The 16,381-nt window shown below is 63.2% G+C and carries 16 protein-coding genes; 8 read left to right on the top strand and 8 right to left on the bottom strand.

Annotation, left to right across the window (positions count from 1 at the left end; genetic code table 11):
• Positions 1-71: 71 nt before the first annotated feature.
• Positions 72-290, top strand: coding sequence for a translation initiation factor IF-1 (infA, locus tag ACNKU3_RS05850; protein ID WP_027948202.1), 219 nt, complete (start codon positions 72-74; stop codon positions 288-290).
• Between the two features lie 38 nt (positions 291-328).
• Here infA and clpA read toward each other — a convergent pair whose 3' ends face one another.
• The 3 genes from clpA to icd form a co-directional block, all read right to left on the bottom strand.
• Positions 329-2,617: an ATP-dependent Clp protease ATP-binding subunit ClpA gene (clpA, locus tag ACNKU3_RS05845; RefSeq protein ID WP_418258479.1), complete on the bottom strand. Its 2,289-nt coding sequence runs from the start codon at positions 2,615-2,617 to the stop codon at positions 329-331.
• 16 nt (positions 2,618-2,633) lie between these two features.
• Positions 2,634-2,960 carry an ATP-dependent Clp protease adapter ClpS gene (clpS, locus tag ACNKU3_RS05840; RefSeq protein WP_418258478.1) on the bottom strand — a complete coding sequence of 109 codons (327 nt, stop codon included), beginning with the start codon at positions 2,958-2,960 and terminating at the stop codon, positions 2,634-2,636.
• Positions 2,961-3,251: 291 nt separating this feature from the next.
• Entirely contained in the window at positions 3,252-4,505 is a 1,254-nt protein-coding gene (gene icd, locus ACNKU3_RS05835; protein WP_418258477.1) for an NADP-dependent isocitrate dehydrogenase, read from the bottom strand.
• Between the two features lie 146 nt (positions 4,506-4,651).
• Between icd and ACNKU3_RS05830 the strand changes: the two genes are divergently transcribed.
• From ACNKU3_RS05830 to ACNKU3_RS05800, 7 genes are read left to right on the top strand one after another with little or no spacing between them, the layout of a single operon-like run.
• Positions 4,652-5,284, top strand: coding sequence for a pseudouridine synthase (locus ACNKU3_RS05830; protein ID WP_418258476.1), 633 nt, complete (start codon positions 4,652-4,654; stop codon positions 5,282-5,284).
• The gene (locus tag ACNKU3_RS05825) at positions 5,281-5,742 is read left to right on the top strand and encodes an NUDIX domain-containing protein (protein WP_418258475.1); all 462 of its coding nucleotides are present in this window, start codon (positions 5,281-5,283) and stop codon (positions 5,740-5,742) included. Before ACNKU3_RS05830 ends, ACNKU3_RS05825 begins: the two co-directional genes overlap by 4 nt.
• A complete protein-coding gene (mnmA, locus tag ACNKU3_RS05820) occupies positions 5,739-6,830 on the top strand; it encodes a tRNA 2-thiouridine(34) synthase MnmA (protein WP_418258474.1) in 1,092 nt (363 codons plus the stop codon). Before ACNKU3_RS05825 ends, mnmA begins: the two co-directional genes overlap by 4 nt.
• A gap of 1 nt (position 6,831) precedes the next feature.
• Positions 6,832-7,473 (top strand): high frequency lysogenization protein HflD, encoded by a 642-nt coding sequence (gene hflD / locus ACNKU3_RS05815; RefSeq protein ID WP_418258473.1) that lies wholly within the window; start codon positions 6,832-6,834, stop codon positions 7,471-7,473.
• Between the two features lie 35 nt (positions 7,474-7,508).
• Entirely contained in the window at positions 7,509-8,876 is a 1,368-nt protein-coding gene (gene purB, locus ACNKU3_RS05810) for an adenylosuccinate lyase (protein WP_418258472.1), read from the top strand.
• Positions 8,877-8,883: 7 nt separating this feature from the next.
• Complete coding sequence (locus ACNKU3_RS05805) at positions 8,884-10,020, top strand: JmjC domain-containing protein (RefSeq protein ID WP_418258471.1); 1,137 nt, start codon at positions 8,884-8,886, stop codon at positions 10,018-10,020.
• Positions 9,998-10,486 carry a hypothetical protein gene (locus ACNKU3_RS05800; protein WP_418258470.1) on the top strand — a complete coding sequence of 163 codons (489 nt, stop codon included), beginning with the start codon at positions 9,998-10,000 and terminating at the stop codon, positions 10,484-10,486. The genes ACNKU3_RS05805 and ACNKU3_RS05800 overlap by 23 nt, the downstream gene beginning before the upstream one ends.
• A gap of 59 nt (positions 10,487-10,545) precedes the next feature.
• Here the strand turns inward: ACNKU3_RS05800 and ACNKU3_RS05795 are convergent, their stop codons facing one another.
• The 5 genes from ACNKU3_RS05795 to mce all read right to left on the bottom strand — a co-directional run bounded on the left by ACNKU3_RS05795 (position 10,546) and on the right by mce (position 16,378).
• Positions 10,546-10,869 (bottom strand): Rieske (2Fe-2S) protein, encoded by a 324-nt coding sequence (locus ACNKU3_RS05795; protein WP_418258469.1) that lies wholly within the window; start codon positions 10,867-10,869, stop codon positions 10,546-10,548.
• 250 nt (positions 10,870-11,119) lie between these two features.
• Positions 11,120-12,067, bottom strand: a complete 948-nt coding sequence (locus tag ACNKU3_RS05790) for a PKD domain-containing protein (protein ID WP_418258468.1) — start codon at positions 12,065-12,067, stop codon at positions 11,120-11,122.
• A 128-nt stretch (positions 12,068-12,195) separates the two neighbouring features.
• Complete coding sequence (gene meaB, locus ACNKU3_RS05785; RefSeq protein WP_418258467.1) at positions 12,196-13,155, bottom strand: methylmalonyl Co-A mutase-associated GTPase MeaB; 960 nt, start codon at positions 13,153-13,155, stop codon at positions 12,196-12,198.
• Positions 13,156-13,683: 528 nt separating this feature from the next.
• Complete coding sequence (gene scpA / locus ACNKU3_RS05780; protein WP_418258466.1) at positions 13,684-15,843, bottom strand: methylmalonyl-CoA mutase; 2,160 nt, start codon at positions 15,841-15,843, stop codon at positions 13,684-13,686.
• 124 nt (positions 15,844-15,967) lie between these two features.
• Positions 15,968-16,378, bottom strand: coding sequence for a methylmalonyl-CoA epimerase (gene mce, locus ACNKU3_RS05775; RefSeq protein WP_418258465.1), 411 nt, complete (start codon positions 16,376-16,378; stop codon positions 15,968-15,970).
• Positions 16,379-16,381 lie beyond the last annotated feature (3 nt).

Below are 16,381 nucleotides of genomic sequence, written 5' to 3'. Positions count from 1 at the left end.
CCCGGAGGTAGAATCGTGCGCGGGTTTGAGGCAAAATGCGCCCCGGTTCCAGACTGAGGAAAGCCACTAGAATGGCGAAGGAAGACCAGATTGAAATGGAAGGGGAAGTCATCGACACCCTTCCCAATACGACTTTTCGTGTCCAGCTCGAGAACGGACACGTGGTGACTGCCCATATTTCGGGCAAGATGCGCAAGAACTACATCCGTATTCTTACCGGTGACAAGGTTCGCGTCGAGCTGACGCCCTATGACCTTACCAAAGGCCGCATTACCTACCGCGAACGTTAAGTTGGGCGCAGGGCGGGCTGTTGGCCCGCCCCAGGCACTCAGCTCTCCTCGAGTACCGATTCCTCTTCCCTGACCCGCACTTCAAGGCGATCTTCCGCCTTGTTGAGGTGGACCTCCGCCGTGCCGCCTGCGTGTGCCAGCTCCCCGAACAGCACCAGTTCCGCCAGCGGCTTCTTGATGTGCTCCTGGATGACCCGCTCCATCGGTCGCGCGCCCATGTGCCGGTCGTAGCCCTTCTCGACCAGCCACAGCCGCGCCTCTTCATCCACATCCAGCATCACCCGCTTCTCGTCCAGCTGGCCCTGCAGTTCGGTGAGGAACTTGTCGACCACTGTGAGGATGACGTCCTCGCCCAGCGGTTCGAACTGCACGATGGAATCCAGCCGGTTGCGGAATTCCGGGGTGAACATGCGGTTGATCGCCTCCATGCCGTCGGTGCTGTGGTCCTGGGTGGTAAAGCCGATGGTGCGGCGGCTGATGCTCTCGGCACCGGCGTTGGTGGTCATCACCAGGATCACGTTGCGGAAATCCGCCTGCCGGCCGTTGTTGTCGGTCAGGGTGCCATGGTCCATGACCTGCAGCAGCAGGTTGAAGACTTCCGGGTGGGCCTTTTCGATCTCGTCGAGCAGGACCACCGAGTGCGGGTGCTTGGTGACCGCATCGGTGAGCAAGCCGCCCTGGTCGAAACCGACATAACCGGGGGGCGCGCCGATCAGGCGGGAAACCGTGTGCCGCTCCATGTATTCGGACATGTCGAAGCGGATCAGCTCCAGCCCCAGTTGCCGCGCCAGTTGCTTGGTCACCTCGGTCTTGCCCACCCCGGTGGGCCCGGCCAGCAGGAAGGAGCCGATCGGCTTGTCGCCGGAGCGCAGGCCGGCGCGGGCCAGCTTGATCGAGGTGGTGAGGCTGGAGATCGCCTGGTCCTGGCCAAACACCACCATGCGCAGGTTCTGCTCCAGCTTCTGCAGGGTTTCCTTGTCGTCACTGCTGACAGTTTTCGGGGGAATGCGTGCAATCTTGGCGATCACCGCCTCGATATCCGAGGGGCCGATAACCTTCTTGCGCCTGGACACCGGCTGCAGCTGCTGGTAGGCCCCGGCCTCGTCGATGACGTCGATGGCCTTGTCCGGCAGGAAACGGTCGGTGATATAGCGCGCGGAGAGATCGGTTGCGACCTTCAGTGCCTTGTCGGTGTAGCGCAGCCCGTGGTGCTCCTCGAAGCGGGATTTGAGGCCCTTGAGAATCTTGTAGGCGTCCTCGGTGCTGGGCTCCATCACGTCGATCTTCTGGAAACGGCGCGACAGCGCGCGGTCCTTGTCGAAGATGCCCCGGTATTCCTGGAAGGTGGTCGAACCGATGCAGCGCAGCTTGCCCGAACTGAGCAGGGGCTTGAGCAGGTTGCTGGCGTCCATGACGCCGCCCGAGGCCGCGCCGGCGCCGATGATGGTGTGCACCTCGTCGATGAAGAGAATGGCGTGGTCGCGCCTTTTCAGCTCCGCCAGCAGGCCCTTGAAGCGTTTCTCGAAGTCGCCGCGGTACTTGGTACCGGCGAGCAGCGAACCGAGGTCGAGGGAGTAGACCACGGCATTTTTCAGGGTTTCCGGGACGTCGCCATCGATAATTTTCTTTGCCAGGCCCTCAACGATGGCGGTTTTACCGACGCCGGATTCGCCCACCAGCAGCGGGTTGTTCTTGCGCCGGCGGGCCAGGATCTGTGCCACCCGCTCGACTTCCGGAACCCGGCCGATCAGGGGGTCGATATGGCCTTCCGCGGCTTCCCGGTTCAGGTTGGTGGCGAAGTTGTCCAGCGGGTTGCCCTCGCCGTCCTCGCCAGTAGCGCCGGCCTCGTTCTCCGCGGAGGATTCCGGGTCGGATGATTCGCCTTCACCGGCCACCTTGGAGATGCCGTGGGTGATGTAGTTGACCACGTCGAGCCGGGCAACACTCTGGGTTTTCAGGAAGAATACCGCCTGGCTCTCGGATTCGCTGAAGATGGCGACCAGCACGTTGGCGCCGGTAACTTCGCTCTTGCCCGAGGACTGTACGTGGAATACCGCGCGCTGCAGCACCCGCTGGAAGCCGAGGGTCGGCTGCGTTTCGCGCTCTTCGTCGTCATCCGGGATCAGGGGGGTGGTGGCATCGACGAACTCGGTGAGGTCGCCGCGCAGGGCGCCAATGTCTGCGCCGCAGGCCTTGAGCACACGAATCGCGTCATTGTTGTCGAGCAGCGCCAGTAGCAGGTGCTCGACCGTCATGAATTCGTGCCGCTTGGCCTTAGCGCCGCGAAATGCATCGTTCAGCGACTGTTCAAGGTCTTTGCTCAGCATATACCACTCCCGGGGACTAGCCCTCAGATGCTTCGATTTCGCACAACAGGGGGTGTTCGTTCTCCCTGGCGTACTGGTTGACTTGCGCGGCCTTGGTCTCGGCGATATCACGGGTGAAAATACCGCAGACGCCCTTGCCCTGGGTATGCACCGTAAGCATCACATGGGTAGCCTGTTCACGGTTCATACGGAAAAACATTTCCAGCACTTCCACCACGAATTCCATCGGCGTGTAGTCGTCGTTGATCAGCACCACTTTGTACAGGGGTGGGCGCTTGAGCTCTGGCTTCGATTCCTGCAGCGCGGTATCGCCGTCATCACTGCGCTGTGGTTCGTCGCTCATCAGCCAGTGCTTACCTGTGTGGATATATCTCACGGGACTACTCAATCCGGGTCTTGGGGGATTCCGGTGCCTGCAGGTGATGGTCGAAACCTCCCTCCGGGTTGCGCTGGCACTCGGTTCTATATGATTACGATACTCGGGTTTTTAAAGGCCCGCAAACTGGACAGGGGGAATATTTTTAATGCTATAGTGGCGTTCTTCCCCGCAGTCTCCCCTTCATCGCCGGAAAACCCCGGGCAAAAAAATGGCCCGCCGGGGCGAGCCATTTCCGCGGTGGCTTTATCGCCCCGCCTACATCGCCGCGATGATTGCCTTGCCGAACTCCGAGCAGGACAGCAGGGTCGCCCCTTCCATCAGGCGTTCGAAGTCATAGGTGACGGTTTTCGCCTGGATGGCGCCGTTCATGCCGTCGATGATCAGGTCGGCGGCCTCGTTCCAGCCCAGGTGGCGCAGCATCATTTCCGCGGAGAGGATCAGGGAGCCGGGATTCACCTTGTCCTGGCCGGCGTACTTCGGCGCGGTACCGTGGGTCGCCTCGAACAGGGCCACGGTATCTGACAGGTTGGCGCCCGGAGCAATGCCGATACCGCCGACCTGGGCAGCCAGCGCATCGGACAGGTAGTCGCCGTTCAGGTTCAGGGTGGCGACCACGCTGTAATCCCTCGGGCGGGTTAGTATCTGCTGCAGCATGGCGTCGGCAATCACGTCCTTGATGACGATTTCCTTGCCGTTATTGGGGTTTTTCACCGATACCCAGGGGCCGCCGTCGAGCAGCTCGCCACCGAATTCCTGCTGGGCCAGCTCGTAGCCCCAGTCGCGGAAGGCGCCTTCGGTGAACTTCATGATGTTGCCCTTGTGCACCAGGGTCACGGAGGGCAGGTCCTGGTCGATGGCGTACTGGATGGCTTTGCGCACCAGGCGCTTGGTGCCTTCCTCGGAGACCGGCTTGATGCCGATGCCGACGTTGGTGGGGAAACGGATCTTGGTGGCGCCCATTTCGTTGATGATGAAGTCGACGACCTTCTGGGCTTCCTCGGAACCGGCCTTGTACTCGATGCCGGCGTAGATGTCCTCGGAGTTTTCACGGAAGATCACCATGTTGCAGGCGCCGGGATCTTTTACCGGTGAAGGTACGCCCTCGAACCAGCGCACCGGGCGCAGGCAGGTGTAGAGGTCCAGTTCCTGGCGCAGGGCCACGTTGAGGGAGCGGAAACCGCCGCCGACCGGGGTGGTCAGGGGGCCCTTGATGCCCACAGAGTATTCCTTGATCGCGTCCAGGGTCTCTTCCGGGAACCAGTCGCCGTCATACAGTTCTGCGGCTTTTTCGCCGGTGTAGATCTCCATCCAGGAGATTTTCTTCGCACCGCCGTAAGCTTTTGCAACCGCCGCGTCGACCACGTCGATCATGACCGGGCTGATGTCGACGCCGATACCATCCCCTTCGATAAAAGGAATGATAGGATTGTTGGGGACGCTGAGGCTGTGGTCCGCGTTGACAGTGATTTTCTCACCCTCGGATGGAACCTGGATATGCTTATAGCCCATGTATGTACTCCATTCATTATTTTAGACAGGGTTCGTTGGAAATGCGGGGACTCCCCTTGGGCGCCCCGTCGTTGGAAGCGGCACGTATTTTACCACGATAGCCCTGTTTTCTCCTGACCTGACGGAAATTTCATCCTGCCTCGACCATGGCCACCATCCTGCTGTTCAACAAGCCCTTCCGGGTACTCAGCCAGTTTACCGACAGCGAAGGTCGCAAGACCCTCGGCGACTACCTGCGGGCGCCGGGTTTTCGCGCCGCCGGCCGCCTTGACTACGACTCCGAGGGGCTTCTGCTGTTGACCGACGATGGCGCCCTGCAACAGCGCATCGCCAACCCGCGGCACAAACTCTGGAAAACCTACCTGGTACAGGTGGAGGGTGAGCCCGCCCCGGACATGCTCAGGAAACTGGAATCTGGTGTAGTACTGCAGGACGGCCCCACCCTGCCCGCCCGGGTGCGGCAGGTCGACCCGCCGGAACTGTGGCCGCGGGACCCGCCGGTCCGCGAGCGCAAGTCGGTTCCCGACAGCTGGCTGGAACTGTCCATCCGCGAGGGCCGCAACCGGCAGGTGCGGCGCATGACCGCGGCGGTTGGCCTGCCCACCCTGCGGCTGGTGCGCTGGTCCATCGGCGACTGGGAACTGGCCGGCCTGGCCCCGGGCGAATACCGGGAAGTCCACATCCACCTTCCACGTACACCTGGCCCGGCGAAACCCGCCGGCAATGCGCCGCACAACCGCGCTGGCGGCGCGCGATCGAAGCGGGGGAAACGCCGATGAACGAAAACACCGAATGCCACTGGCCGCCGCATGTCACGGTGGCCACCGTGGTCGAGCGGGACGGGCTGTACCTGCTCGTCGAGGAGCGCGATAAATTCACCGGGGAACTGGTGTTCAACCAGCCCGCGGGCCACCTCGACCCGGGCGAGAGCCTGGCGGAGGCTGCGCTGCGCGAGACCCGCGAGGAAACCCGCTGGGAGGTCAGGCTCACGGGAGTGCTGGGCATGGCCCTCTACCCCGCGCAGAACGGGGTGCTCTACTACCGCACCACCTTCCTCGCGGAGCCGCTGGCAGAGGATTCCACGGCCCGGCTGGACCCGGATATTCACGCGATTCACTGGCTCAGTTACGAGGCAATCCTCGCCAATTCTGCTAGAATGCGCAGCCCGCTGGTACTGGCGGCTATCGAGCAACACCGCAAGGGACTGTGCGCCCCCATGGATCTCATTTACGCATGAGCTTTAACGCCTCCACAAAAGTCATCGTCGGCATGTCCGGCGGTGTCGACTCCTCTGTTTCCGCCGTATTGCTGCTGGAGCAGGGCTACACCGTGGAAGGCCTGTTCATGAAGAACTGGGAAGAGGACGACGGCACCGAGTACTGCACCGCGAAGGAGGATTTTGCCGACGCCCAGGCCGTGGCGGACAATCTCGGAATTCCCCTGCACGGCGCCAATTTTGCCGCCGAGTACTGGGACAACGTGTTCGAGCATTTCCTCGCCGAATACCGCGCCGGTCGCACGCCGAACCCGGACATCCTGTGCAACCGTGAAATCAAGTTCAAGGCCTTCCTCGATTACGCCAGGATGCTCGGTGCCGACCGCATCGCCACTGGCCACTATGTCCGCCGCGGCGAGGTGAACGGGCGCGCTGCCCTGCTCAAGGGCCTGGACGTCAACAAGGACCAGAGTTACTTCCTGCACGCGGTGGGCCACGAGGAAATTGGCGAGAGCCTGTTTCCCGTGGGCGAACTGGAAAAGCCCGCGGTGCGCGCGCTGGCGGAACAGCACGGCCTCGCGACCGCGAAGAAGAAGGATTCCACCGGTATCTGCTTTATCGGCGAGCGGCGTTTCAAGGACTTCCTGCAGCAGTACCTGCCGGCGCAGCCCGGCGACATCCATTCGCTGGACGGCGAGTACCTGGGCAGGCACCAGGGCCTGATGTACCACACCATCGGCCAGCGCCAGGGCCTCGGCATCGGCGGGTTGGCCAATCACGGCGACGCGCCCTGGTACGTGGTGGGCAAGGATCTCGACAACAATGTGCTGCTGGTTGCCCAGGGCAACGAGCACCCCGCGCTGTACAGCGACAGCCTGCGCCTCGGCGAAGTCTACTGGGTGGCGGGAGAGGCGCCGGCCATGCCCCTGCACTGCACAGCCAAGGTCCGCTACCGCCAGGCTGACCAGGCCTGTACAGTGTACGCGGAAGGCGCTGGCTACCGCGTCGAGTTCGCCGAACCGCAGCGCGCGGTGACGCCCGGGCAGTCCGCCGTATTTTACAGCGGTGAAATCTGCCTCGGTGGCGGTGTGATCGAGAGTGCCCGTTGAGATGAGCCGCGAACTTAGCCGAATTGAACAACAGGCCGTGGCCCTCGCCGGTGTCACCCAGGCGGCGCGCATCGTCGACCAGGTCTCCCGCACCGGCACCTACCCGCTGGAGTTCCTCGAGGCCTCGGTGAACAGCCTGTTTACTTTCGATGCCGACGACGTCATCGCGGTCTACGGCGGCATTGCCAACGTCAAACTTGGCCTGATCAATCTCAGTGCCATGCTCTCCAGCCGGCGCGACGAAGAGGCCCGCGATGTTGTGCGCTACGTGTTCAGCCTGCTCTACCTCGAGCGCAAGTTCGCCGCCAATCCGCAGATGATGTCGGTCGTGCACTCGCGGCTGGAACACGCCAGTTTCCGCGCTGAACATTTCTCCACCAATGTCACCGCGACCTGCCACAGCATTTCCGGTATCTACCAGGACACGCTCAGCAAGCTGCGTTTCCGCATCAAGGTCACCGGGGCCGCCCAGCACCTGCAGGATGAGTCCAATGCGGACATCATTCGCGCCCTGCTGCTGGCCGGGATTCGCTCCGCCTTTCTCTGGCGGCAGCTCGGCGGGCGCCGCTGGAAACTCCTGCTGCAGCGCAAGCAACTGCTCGCCGCCAGCCAGGAACTGTCACGCAATCTGCCGGTGGTGTAAAATCCGCCCCCGCATTCAACGGAGCAACCTCCCCCATGGATCTTTCAGCCCTCACCGCCATCTCTCCCATCGACGGTCGCTACGCCGGGAAAACCGCTGCCCTGCGCGGGATTTTCAGTGAGTTCGGGCTGATCCAGCGCCGGGTGCTGGTCGAGGTGCGCTGGCTGGAATGCCTCGCCGCGCACCCGGGCATCAGCGAAGTGCCGCCGCTCTCCCCCGCCGCTCGCAAACGCCTCAACGCCATTGCCGATGGTTTTGGCGAGGTGGATGCGCGCCGCATCAAGGATATCGAGGCGACCACCAACCACGACGTCAAGGCGGTGGAGTATTTCCTCAAGGAGCGTTTCGCCGGCGACGAGGAACTGGAGGCGATCGAGGAATTTGTGCATTTCGCCTGCACCTCCGAGGACATCAACAACCTGTCCCATGCCCTGATGCTGCGTGACGGACTGGCGGCGGTACTGCCGGACATGGAAAAAATCGCCGATGCCCTCGCTGCCCTGGCGCGCGAACACGCGGCGGTGCCGATGCTGTCGCGCACCCACGGGCAGACCGCCAGCCCCACCACCATGGGCAAGGAAATCGCCAACGTGGTCGCGCGCCTGCGCCGCCAGCTGGCACAGGTCGGCCGGGTCGAATTCCTCGGCAAGATCAACGGCGCGGTGGGGAACTACAACGCCCATCTCTCGGCCTATCCCGAGGTGGACTGGCAGTCCAACGCGGAACAGTTCGTCAGTTCGCTGGGCCTGACCTGGAACCCCTATACCACGCAGATCGAACCCCACGACTACATGGCCGAACTGTTCGACGCCGTGGCCCGCTTCAACACCATCCTGGTCGACTTCAACCGGGATATCTGGGCCTATATCTCCCTCGGTTACTTCCGCCAGAAAACCGTGGCCGGGGAAGTGGGTTCATCCACCATGCCGCACAAGGTCAACCCCATCGACTTTGAAAACTCCGAGGGCAACCTCGGCATTGCCAACGCGGTGTTCGGCCACCTGTCGGCCAAACTGCCGATCAGCCGCTGGCAGCGCGACCTCACCGATTCCACCGTGCTGCGCAACATGGGTGTCGGTTTCGGCTACGGCATGATCGCCTACCAGGCCTGCCTCAAGGGTATCGGCAAGCTGGAACTGGACGCCAACCGCCTGGCCGAGGATCTCGACAACAGCTGGGAAGTGCTGGCCGAGCCGATCCAGACCGTCATGCGCCGCTACGGCATCGAGAAGCCCTACGAGAAACTCAAGGCGCTCACCCGCGGCCAGGCCATGAACAAACAGACCATCCAGGACTTCGTCGAGAAGCTGGATATTCCCCCGGCCGCGAAGCAGGAACTGCTGGCGATGACCCCGGCCAGCTATATCGGCAACGCGGTCAGCCAGGCCTCGGCCATCGAGTAATCCCGCGGTGGACGTTCTTCAGCTCGGCATTTCTCCGCAGGAGTTTCTGGCCCGCTACTGGCAGCGCAAGCCCCTGCTGATTCGCGGTGGCTTCCGCGACTTCGAACCGCCCATCGACAGCGATACCCTCGCCGGCCTCGCGCTGGAGGAGGACATCGAATCGCGGATCATCGAGTTTGCCGCGGGCCGCTGGCAGCTCCACCACGGCCCCTTTGCCGTCGAGGACTTCCGGCGCGATACGCCCTGGACCCTGCTGGTCCAGGCGGTGGATCACTACCTGCCGGAAGTGGAAGCCCTGCGTCGCAGTGTCGGTTTCATCCCCCAGTGGCGCATGGACGATGTCATGGTCAGCTACGCGGTGGACGGCGGCAGTGTCGGCCCCCATTACGACAACTACGATGTCTTCCTGGTGCAGGGCGAGGGCCGGCGCCGCTGGCGTATCGGCCAGACCTGCGGCCCGCAGTCCGGACTGCTTCCCCATGAGGAGCTGCGTATCCTCGAGCATTTCGAGCAGACCGAGGAATATCTGCTGGAACCCGGTGATGTGCTGTACGTGCCGCCGCGCGTCGCCCACTGGGGTATTGCCGAGGGCGAATGTACGACCTTTTCCATCGGCTTCCGTGCGCCGCGGGTCAACGAACTCGTTTGCCGGTTGAGCGACAGCGTGCTGGAGTCGCTGGACGACCAGGTATTTTTCACCGATCCCGGCAGGCCGGTGGCGGCCTGTACCGGTGAAATCTCGCTTCAGGACCTGCAACTCGCCCGGCAGGCGGTGCAGCGTGCCCTGGACGACAGCAGTGACGACCGCTGGTTCGGCGAGCTGGTCACGGAACCGCGCTACGAAATGCACCGCGAAAACTGGCGGGAGGACCGTGATGATCTGCTGGCGGGCCGCTGCGCGGCAGTGCTGGCGGGCGGCGCCAAGCTGGCCTGGTTGCCGGACGACCGGCAGCTCACGGTGTTCGCCAACGGCGAGAGCGTGCCCTCCCCGCTGCAGCACCTTGCACTGCTCAGGGAGCTGTCGGATAACGGCATCATTGAAGCCTCACGACTGGCCGAACTGGCCCGCGACGAAGACGCTGTGGAGCTGCTAGACTTCCTGCTGGAGGTCGGGTGTATCCATGCAGAACGAGACGACTTTTGAAGCGGTAGATTATCCGCACCCTTTCGACGAGGCCGCGGCGAGGCTTTGCCAGTCGACCCGCCGCTACGTCGCCATCCTCAGCCCGGAACTCGATCCCGCCGCCTTCGACTGCGAGGCGCTGGCGGATGCCCTGCGCAAGCTCCTGACCGAGAGCGCCCAGAGCGAGGTCCGCATCCTCATACGCAACCCCGCCGCGATGCTCGGTCGCGGCCATCGCCTGCTCTATCTCGCCCGGCGCCTGCCCAGCCGTATCCACGTGCGGCGTCTGCGCGAGCACCCGGACTGGAAGGACGAGACCGTCATGATCTTCGACCGCGACGCGGTCCTGTTCAAGCCCGCGGGCTCCCTCGACCGTGCCTTCTGGGAGCAGGAGGCGCCGGCGTCAGCGCAGCAGCGCCTGGAGCTGTTCGACAGCCTGTGGCGCTACGCGGAGGAAGATCCCGATATCCGCGGCTTGTCGGTCTAGGCCACAGGATTACAGCTAGTCTTGCCCCGGCGGGTGGGACGCGGGCAAGCCTGCGAGACTCAACCGTCTTCCTCCAGCATCACACCCACCTCGTTGCCCTCGTAGACCAGTTCGTAGGTGCGCAGGGCCCGGCAGGGCTCCTCCGTGGCCTGGATCAGACTGCCGTCGCGGAGTGAAAAGCGGTACTGGTGCAGGGGGCACTGGATAAGCTCACCACTTATGCTGGCGGTATCCAGCGGGTGCGCACGATGCGGGCAGCGGGCTTCGAGGGCGTAGCAGCGGTTGTCGCGCTGCATCAGCAGAATCTGCCGGTGATCGATCTTGAACTGGCCGGTATAGCCGTCGTGCAGGTTGATGAGTTTTTCCAGCGGGTAGAAACGCATGATTCGTTGGCTGCTGACTCGCTAGCGGTTGCAGGTGTGGTGTCCGCGAGCCCGCGGTGTCCGGGCTCGATCGAACCGGAGGCCCGACCCCGGTCACCTCACCGGGAGGGGCCCTTGTGTACCAGGCGTCTACAGGCTGCCTGCGTGGAAGCATACGCCGAGCCCGGCATGGCCGCAATGCAGCGCCGGACAGCCTGCTGGACGTGAGTCTGGCAGCTTGCGCCGGGATACGGAGACGAATGCTATCGCCCTATTCGGGCGCTCGCCGCCGCCGGCGGGAAACCGCCATGCCGGATGTACCCAGCGATAATGCCAGGACCCACAACATCCAGTGCGCGCCAAGCGGTACTGGCTGCGCCGCTGCCACTGGCGGCGTGCCCGGTGCCCCGGGTGGAGGCGCTGCTGGCTCTGGCGCGGTGGGCGCGCTCACGCTGACCTCCACACTATCGGCGGCGGAGGCCACGATGCCGTCATTCACGACCAACTCGAAGGTCAGCAATTCCGTCGGCGCACCCGCGGCCAGAGTCGGTGCCGTGAAGCCGGGGCTGGAGGTCGCCGCGCTGACGAGGGAGACCGCCATTCCACCGGTCTGGGTCCAGGCGTAAGTGAGGCTCTGGCCTGCATCGTTGGCCGAGGACCCGCTACCGTCCAGCGACACGGCGGCCCCGGATGCGACGCTCTGGTCTGGCCCGGCATTGGCCGTGGGAGGGGTATTGCCGGGCACCAGTGCTCGGGTAATGATGAACGTTGTGCTTGTAGCGCCCGCCAGCGCCACCTCGTAGCGATAGGTGGCGGTATCGCCATTGGTTATCGCCTCGAAAACAATCCCAATATAGTTGTCCGCCGCATAGGTGCTGTCCGCGCCGTTCTGGGAGATGATCGTGACACTGCTGAAGTCACAATCGCTGGCGAGCGCGCCTGCCATAATCGGGCCGCCGGTGCTGGTCTGGATGGAACCGCCGAGATAATAAGTCCCGCCGGCGGACATGTTGTCCGGCGCCCCTGGACGATGAAAGACAATTTCCGCCTCCGTGGCGGAGGGATCGTTACGGGGTTCGAAGGCGCAGGCGGGCGACAGGCTCTTGCCAAGCAGCTGGTACGTGACACCGCTGGTACTGGGATTGCCGAAGGCGTAAATCTCCCCGCTACCTGCCAGGTTCAGGGCCATCACCAGGAAAAAAATACAGAGGAAACGCATGCAAGACATCCTTGTCACCAGAGCTGCCACCAGACACGCCAGTTTCGCACTTGCGGGCGCGATTCTCAAAAGAGCAAAGCGGAAAATGCCCCGGTTTTAGCTGATATCACCCATACGGGTCACTCGTCCTACAGGGCGTCCATGATCTGCCGTGCGGCGGCGTAGGCGGTGGTCTGGCCCTGGGCGACATCCTTTTCCAGGCCGGGCAGCATGCCCTTCACCGCGGGATTCTGCTGCAGCTTCAGCATCAGCATCTCCCTGACCAGGTGGTGCATCCAGTCGCGGTTCTGCCTGGCGCGCTTGGCGTCGAAGGCGCCCTCCTGCTTCGACTGGCTGCAGTAATCGACCAGCATGCCCCAGACCGCGTCGATGTTGATGTTTTTCAGCGCGGAACAGGTCATCACCCGCGGCGTCCAGAAACTGGTATGGCGCAGCAGGTTCATGGCGCTGGTGTACTGCTGCCGGGTCAGTTGCGCCAGCCGCTCGCTGTCGCCGTCCGCCTTGTTGATCACCAGCGCGTCGGCCAGTTCCATGATGCCTTTCTTGATGCCCTGCAGTTCGTCACCGCCGCCGGGCAGCATCAGCACCATGAAGAAATCCACCATGCCGGCGACTTCGTACTCGCTCTGCCCTACTCCCACGGTCTCGACGAGGATCACGTCATAGCCGGCGGCCTCGCACAGCAGCATGGTTTCCCGGGTCTTCTGCGCGACGCCGCCGAGGGCGCCCTCGGAGGGCGAAGGCCGGATAAACGCGCCCTCGGCGCGGGAGAGTTCTTCCATACGGGTCTTGTCGCCGAGGATGGAGCCACCGGCGATGGGCGAGCTGGGATCGACGGCCAGCACGGCGACTTTCTTGCCCTGCCCGATCAGGTAAAGGCCGAAGGCTTCGATAAAGGTGGACTTGCCGACGCCGGGCACGCCGGTAATGCCGATGCGAATGCTGTTGCCGCTGTGGGGCAGGACCTGCTCGAGGATTTGCTGGGCCTGCTCGCGGTGGGTCGGGAGTTTACTCTCGACCAGTGTAATGGCCTTGGCGAGGGCCCGGCGGTTGCCGCTGAGGAGTTGTTCCAGGTCGAATACTTGCATCGTGTTGTTATTACTCGCTCTTGGATATCTGGTTGCGGCTGAATTGCAGTTCAGTGGACCAGTTTAGAAATGTTTACCTGCGTTGGGCATTGTCCCATTCTTTGCCGCGCCCTGACACCGGCTAATCCCTTGGCGGAAACGCCAAAAAGCGTACATCCATGTACAGGCTCGGCGGCGGCCATCCTTGGCCGCCGACGTTCCGCCAAGGGATTAGCCGGTGCCAGGTCGCTGGTCCGGAAGTAACGATTGGTCTGTTGCGCTCGTTAAGCCAGTAAAAAGCATAGTTCGAGTAATCACATCGAACACGCAACAAGCTGGGAACTAGCACATAGCGACGTGGCAACGCAGTTTGGCTGGCCGGACCGTCGGCGGCCATGGACGGCCGCCGCCGAGCCTGCACATGGAGAGCCTGCCCCTCTTTTTCGGGCATGTGCGCTTTTTGGCGTGTCCGGCCAGCCAAACTGCGTTGACGCGGCGCGGGCTCGTAGAATGCGCTTTACTCCCCGGCCGCATTCAGCAACGTAATGCTTAAGCCGACTGCGCCTCGTTCACCGCATCCAGCACCTGCCGCGCACAATCCGGAATCGGCGTGCCCGGGCCGAAGATGCACTTCACGCCGGCCTTGTACAGGTGATCGTAGTCCTGGCGCGGAATCACGCCGCCGGCGATGACCACGATGTCGTCAGCGCCCTGCTTGCGGAGCTCCGCGATCAGTTCCGGCACCAGCGTTTTGTGACCGGCGGCCAATGAAGATGCGCCAACCACGTGGACATCGTTCTCGATGGCCTGGCGGGCGACCTCTGCCGGGGTGGAGAACATCGGCGAGAGGTCGATGTCGAAGCCGACGTCAGCGAAAGCCGTGGCGACAACCTTGGCGCCGCGGTCGTGGCCGTCCTGGCCCATCTTGCACACCAGCATACGCGGGCGGCGGCCGTGTTGCTCGACGAAGGTGTCGATGTCTTTCTGAATACTCATCCAGCTCTCGTCCTCCTGGAAGGCGCTGCCGTAGACGCCTGAAACAGTCTGCGCCTGGGCGTTGAAGCGGCCGAACTCGCGCTCCATGGCGAAGGAGATTTCACCGACGGAGGCGCGGCGGCGGGTGGCTTCGACGGCCAGTGCCAGCAGGTTGCCCTGGCCGCTGTGTGCGGCGGCGTAGATCTGTTCGAGAATGTCCTCGACGGCGGCCTCGTCACGGTCGGCGCGCAGTTTTTCCAGGCGAGCGATCTGCGACTTGCGCACGGCTTCGTTGTCGATCTCGAGGACGTCGACTTCCTCTTCGGAGGCCAGCTTGTACTTGTTGACGCCGACGATAACGTCGTCACCGCGGTCGATGCGCGCCTGCTTCAGTGCGGCGGCTTCCTCGATACGCAGCTTGGGCATGCCGGTTTCGATGGCCTTGGCCATGCCGCCGGCTGCCTCGATCTCCTCGATCAGTTCCCAGGCCTTGTCGGCGATTTCCTTGGTCAGGCTCTCCATCATGTAGGAGCCGCCCCAGGGATCGACCACCTTGGTGATGCCGGTTTCTTCCTGGATGATCAGCTGGGTATTACGCGCGATACGCGCGGAGAACTCGGTGGGCAGCGCGATGGCTTCGTCGAGGGCGTTGGTGTGCAGGGACTGGGTGCCGCCGAACACGGCTGCCATGGCCTCGATGGTGGTACGCACGACGTTGTTGTAGGGGTCCTGCTCGGTGAGCGACCAGCCGGAGGTCTGGCTGTGGGTGCGCAGCATGGAGCTTTTCGGGTCCTGCGGGTCGAACTCGCCGACGATTTTCGCCCACAGCAGGCGAGCGGCACGCATCTTGGCGATTTCCATGTAGAAGTTCATGCCGATGCCCCAGAAGAAGGACAGGCGCGGCGCGAACTGGTCGATGCCCAGGCCCGCGGCAATCGCGGTGCGGATGTATTCCTTGCCGTCTGCCAGGGTGTAGGCCAGTTCCAGTGCGGCGTTCGCCCCGGCTTCCTGGATGTGGTAGCCCGAGATCGAAATGGTGTTGAACTTGGGCATGTGCTCGGAGCAGTAGGCGATGATGTCGCCGATGATCTTCATGCTCGGCGCCGGCGGGTAGATGTAGGTGTTGCGCACCATGAACTCTTTGAGGATGTCGTTCTGGATGGTGCCCGCCAGCTGGTCCTGGGAAACGCCCTGCTCCTCGGCGGCGACGATGTAGCCGGCCAGTACCGGCAGTACAGCGCCGTTCATGGTCATGGAGACGGAGACCTTGTCCAGGGGGATGGCGTCGAACAGGACCTTCATGTCTTCGACCGAGTCGATGGCCACGCCGGCCTTGCCGACGTCACCGGTCACCCGCGGGTGGTCGGAGTCGTAGCCGCGGTGCGTCGCCAGGTCGAAGGCGACGGATATGCCCTGCCCGCCTGCGGCCAGCGCCTTGCGGTAGAAGGCGTTGGATTCCTCGGCGGTGGAGAAGCCCGCGTACTGGCGAATGGTCCAGGGCCGGCCGGCGTACATGGTGGCCTGGGGACCGCGGATGTAGGGTGACATGCCGGGCATGGTGTCGGCGAACTCGAGGTTGGCGGTATCCGCGGCGGTATACAGCGGTTTTACCTCGATTCCTTCGGGAGTCTGCCAGTTCAGGTCGGCGAGCGGCTTGCCGCGCATCTGTTTCTCGGCGAGGGCCGCCCAGGTTTCCGGGGTGGCTTTGCTCTTGTCGTAAATCTTGTCACTCATCGTTCGATCTCTGCGCTGCTGCGTCTTCTGGGCCTGCTGCCCGCGGTGTAGATTGGAGTACTGGGGTCAGAGCCCTTTTTGCTTGGCAAAAAAGGGCTCTGACCCCATGGAATCGACCCCCTGATCAATGCTCCTCGCCCGGTTGGTTGATCTCCACCAGTACCCCGTCACAGCACTTGGGGTGGATGAAAATCACCTGGCAGCCGTGCGCGCCGGGGCTGGGTGCGTCGCTGAGGAACTGGTAGCCCTTCGCCTTCAGTCGCTCCACGTCCTCGTCGATGTTGTCCGAGCGGAAGCAGATGTGGTGCAGTCCGCCGGGCTTTTTCTCCAGGTACTTGGCGATCGGACCCTCCCCGTTCAGCGGGTGTACCAGTTCGATCTGGGTCGGGGGAACCGGGAAAAACGCGGTGGAGGTCCTGGCCGCCTCGACATCCTCGGAACCCTTGTAATCCAGGCCGAAATCTTCCATGAAGCGTTTGATCGCCTTTTCCAGGTCGGGTACCGCGATGGCGATATGATCCAGTGCTGTAATCATGGG

Origin of the sequence: Haliea sp. E17, assembly GCF_048323675.1 — a bacterium.
GTDB lineage: Bacteria > Pseudomonadota > Gammaproteobacteria > Pseudomonadales > Halieaceae > Mangrovimicrobium.
Note: the sequence above shows the minus strand (reverse complement) of the source record. Positions and strands in the feature narration are given on the sequence as shown.

Excerpts from the sequence above, each read along its gene's own strand:
- icd (WP_418258477.1), bottom strand. The coding sequence starts at position 4,505 with ATGGGCTATAAGCATATCCAGGTTCCATCCGAGGGTGAGAAAATCACT.
- clpA (WP_418258479.1), bottom strand. The coding sequence starts at position 2,617 with ATGCTGAGCAAAGACCTTGAACAGTCGCTGAACGATGCATTTCGCGGC.
- mce (WP_418258465.1), bottom strand. The coding sequence starts at position 16,378 with ATGATTACAGCACTGGATCATATCGCCATCGCGGTACCCGACCTGGAA.
- ACNKU3_RS05795 (WP_418258469.1), bottom strand. The coding sequence starts at position 10,869 with ATGCGTTTCTACCCGCTGGAAAAACTCATCAACCTGCACGACGGCTAT.
- meaB (WP_418258467.1), bottom strand. The coding sequence starts at position 13,155 with ATGCAAGTATTCGACCTGGAACAACTCCTCAGCGGCAACCGCCGGGCC.
- clpS (WP_418258478.1), bottom strand. The coding sequence starts at position 2,960 with ATGAGCGACGAACCACAGCGCAGTGATGACGGCGATACCGCGCTGCAG.
- ACNKU3_RS05830 (WP_418258476.1), top strand. The coding sequence starts at position 4,652 with ATGGCCACCATCCTGCTGTTCAACAAGCCCTTCCGGGTACTCAGCCAG.
- infA (WP_027948202.1), top strand. The coding sequence starts at position 72 with ATGGCGAAGGAAGACCAGATTGAAATGGAAGGGGAAGTCATCGACACC.
- ACNKU3_RS05800 (WP_418258470.1), top strand. The coding sequence starts at position 9,998 with ATGCAGAACGAGACGACTTTTGAAGCGGTAGATTATCCGCACCCTTTC.
- scpA (WP_418258466.1), bottom strand. The coding sequence starts at position 15,843 with ATGAGTGACAAGATTTACGACAAGAGCAAAGCCACCCCGGAAACCTGG.
- mnmA (WP_418258474.1), top strand. The coding sequence starts at position 5,739 with ATGAGCTTTAACGCCTCCACAAAAGTCATCGTCGGCATGTCCGGCGGT.
- purB (WP_418258472.1), top strand. The coding sequence starts at position 7,509 with ATGGATCTTTCAGCCCTCACCGCCATCTCTCCCATCGACGGTCGCTAC.
- ACNKU3_RS05825 (WP_418258475.1), top strand. The coding sequence starts at position 5,281 with ATGAACGAAAACACCGAATGCCACTGGCCGCCGCATGTCACGGTGGCC.
- ACNKU3_RS05790 (WP_418258468.1), bottom strand. The coding sequence starts at position 12,067 with ATGCGTTTCCTCTGTATTTTTTTCCTGGTGATGGCCCTGAACCTGGCA.
- hflD (WP_418258473.1), top strand. The coding sequence starts at position 6,832 with ATGAGCCGCGAACTTAGCCGAATTGAACAACAGGCCGTGGCCCTCGCC.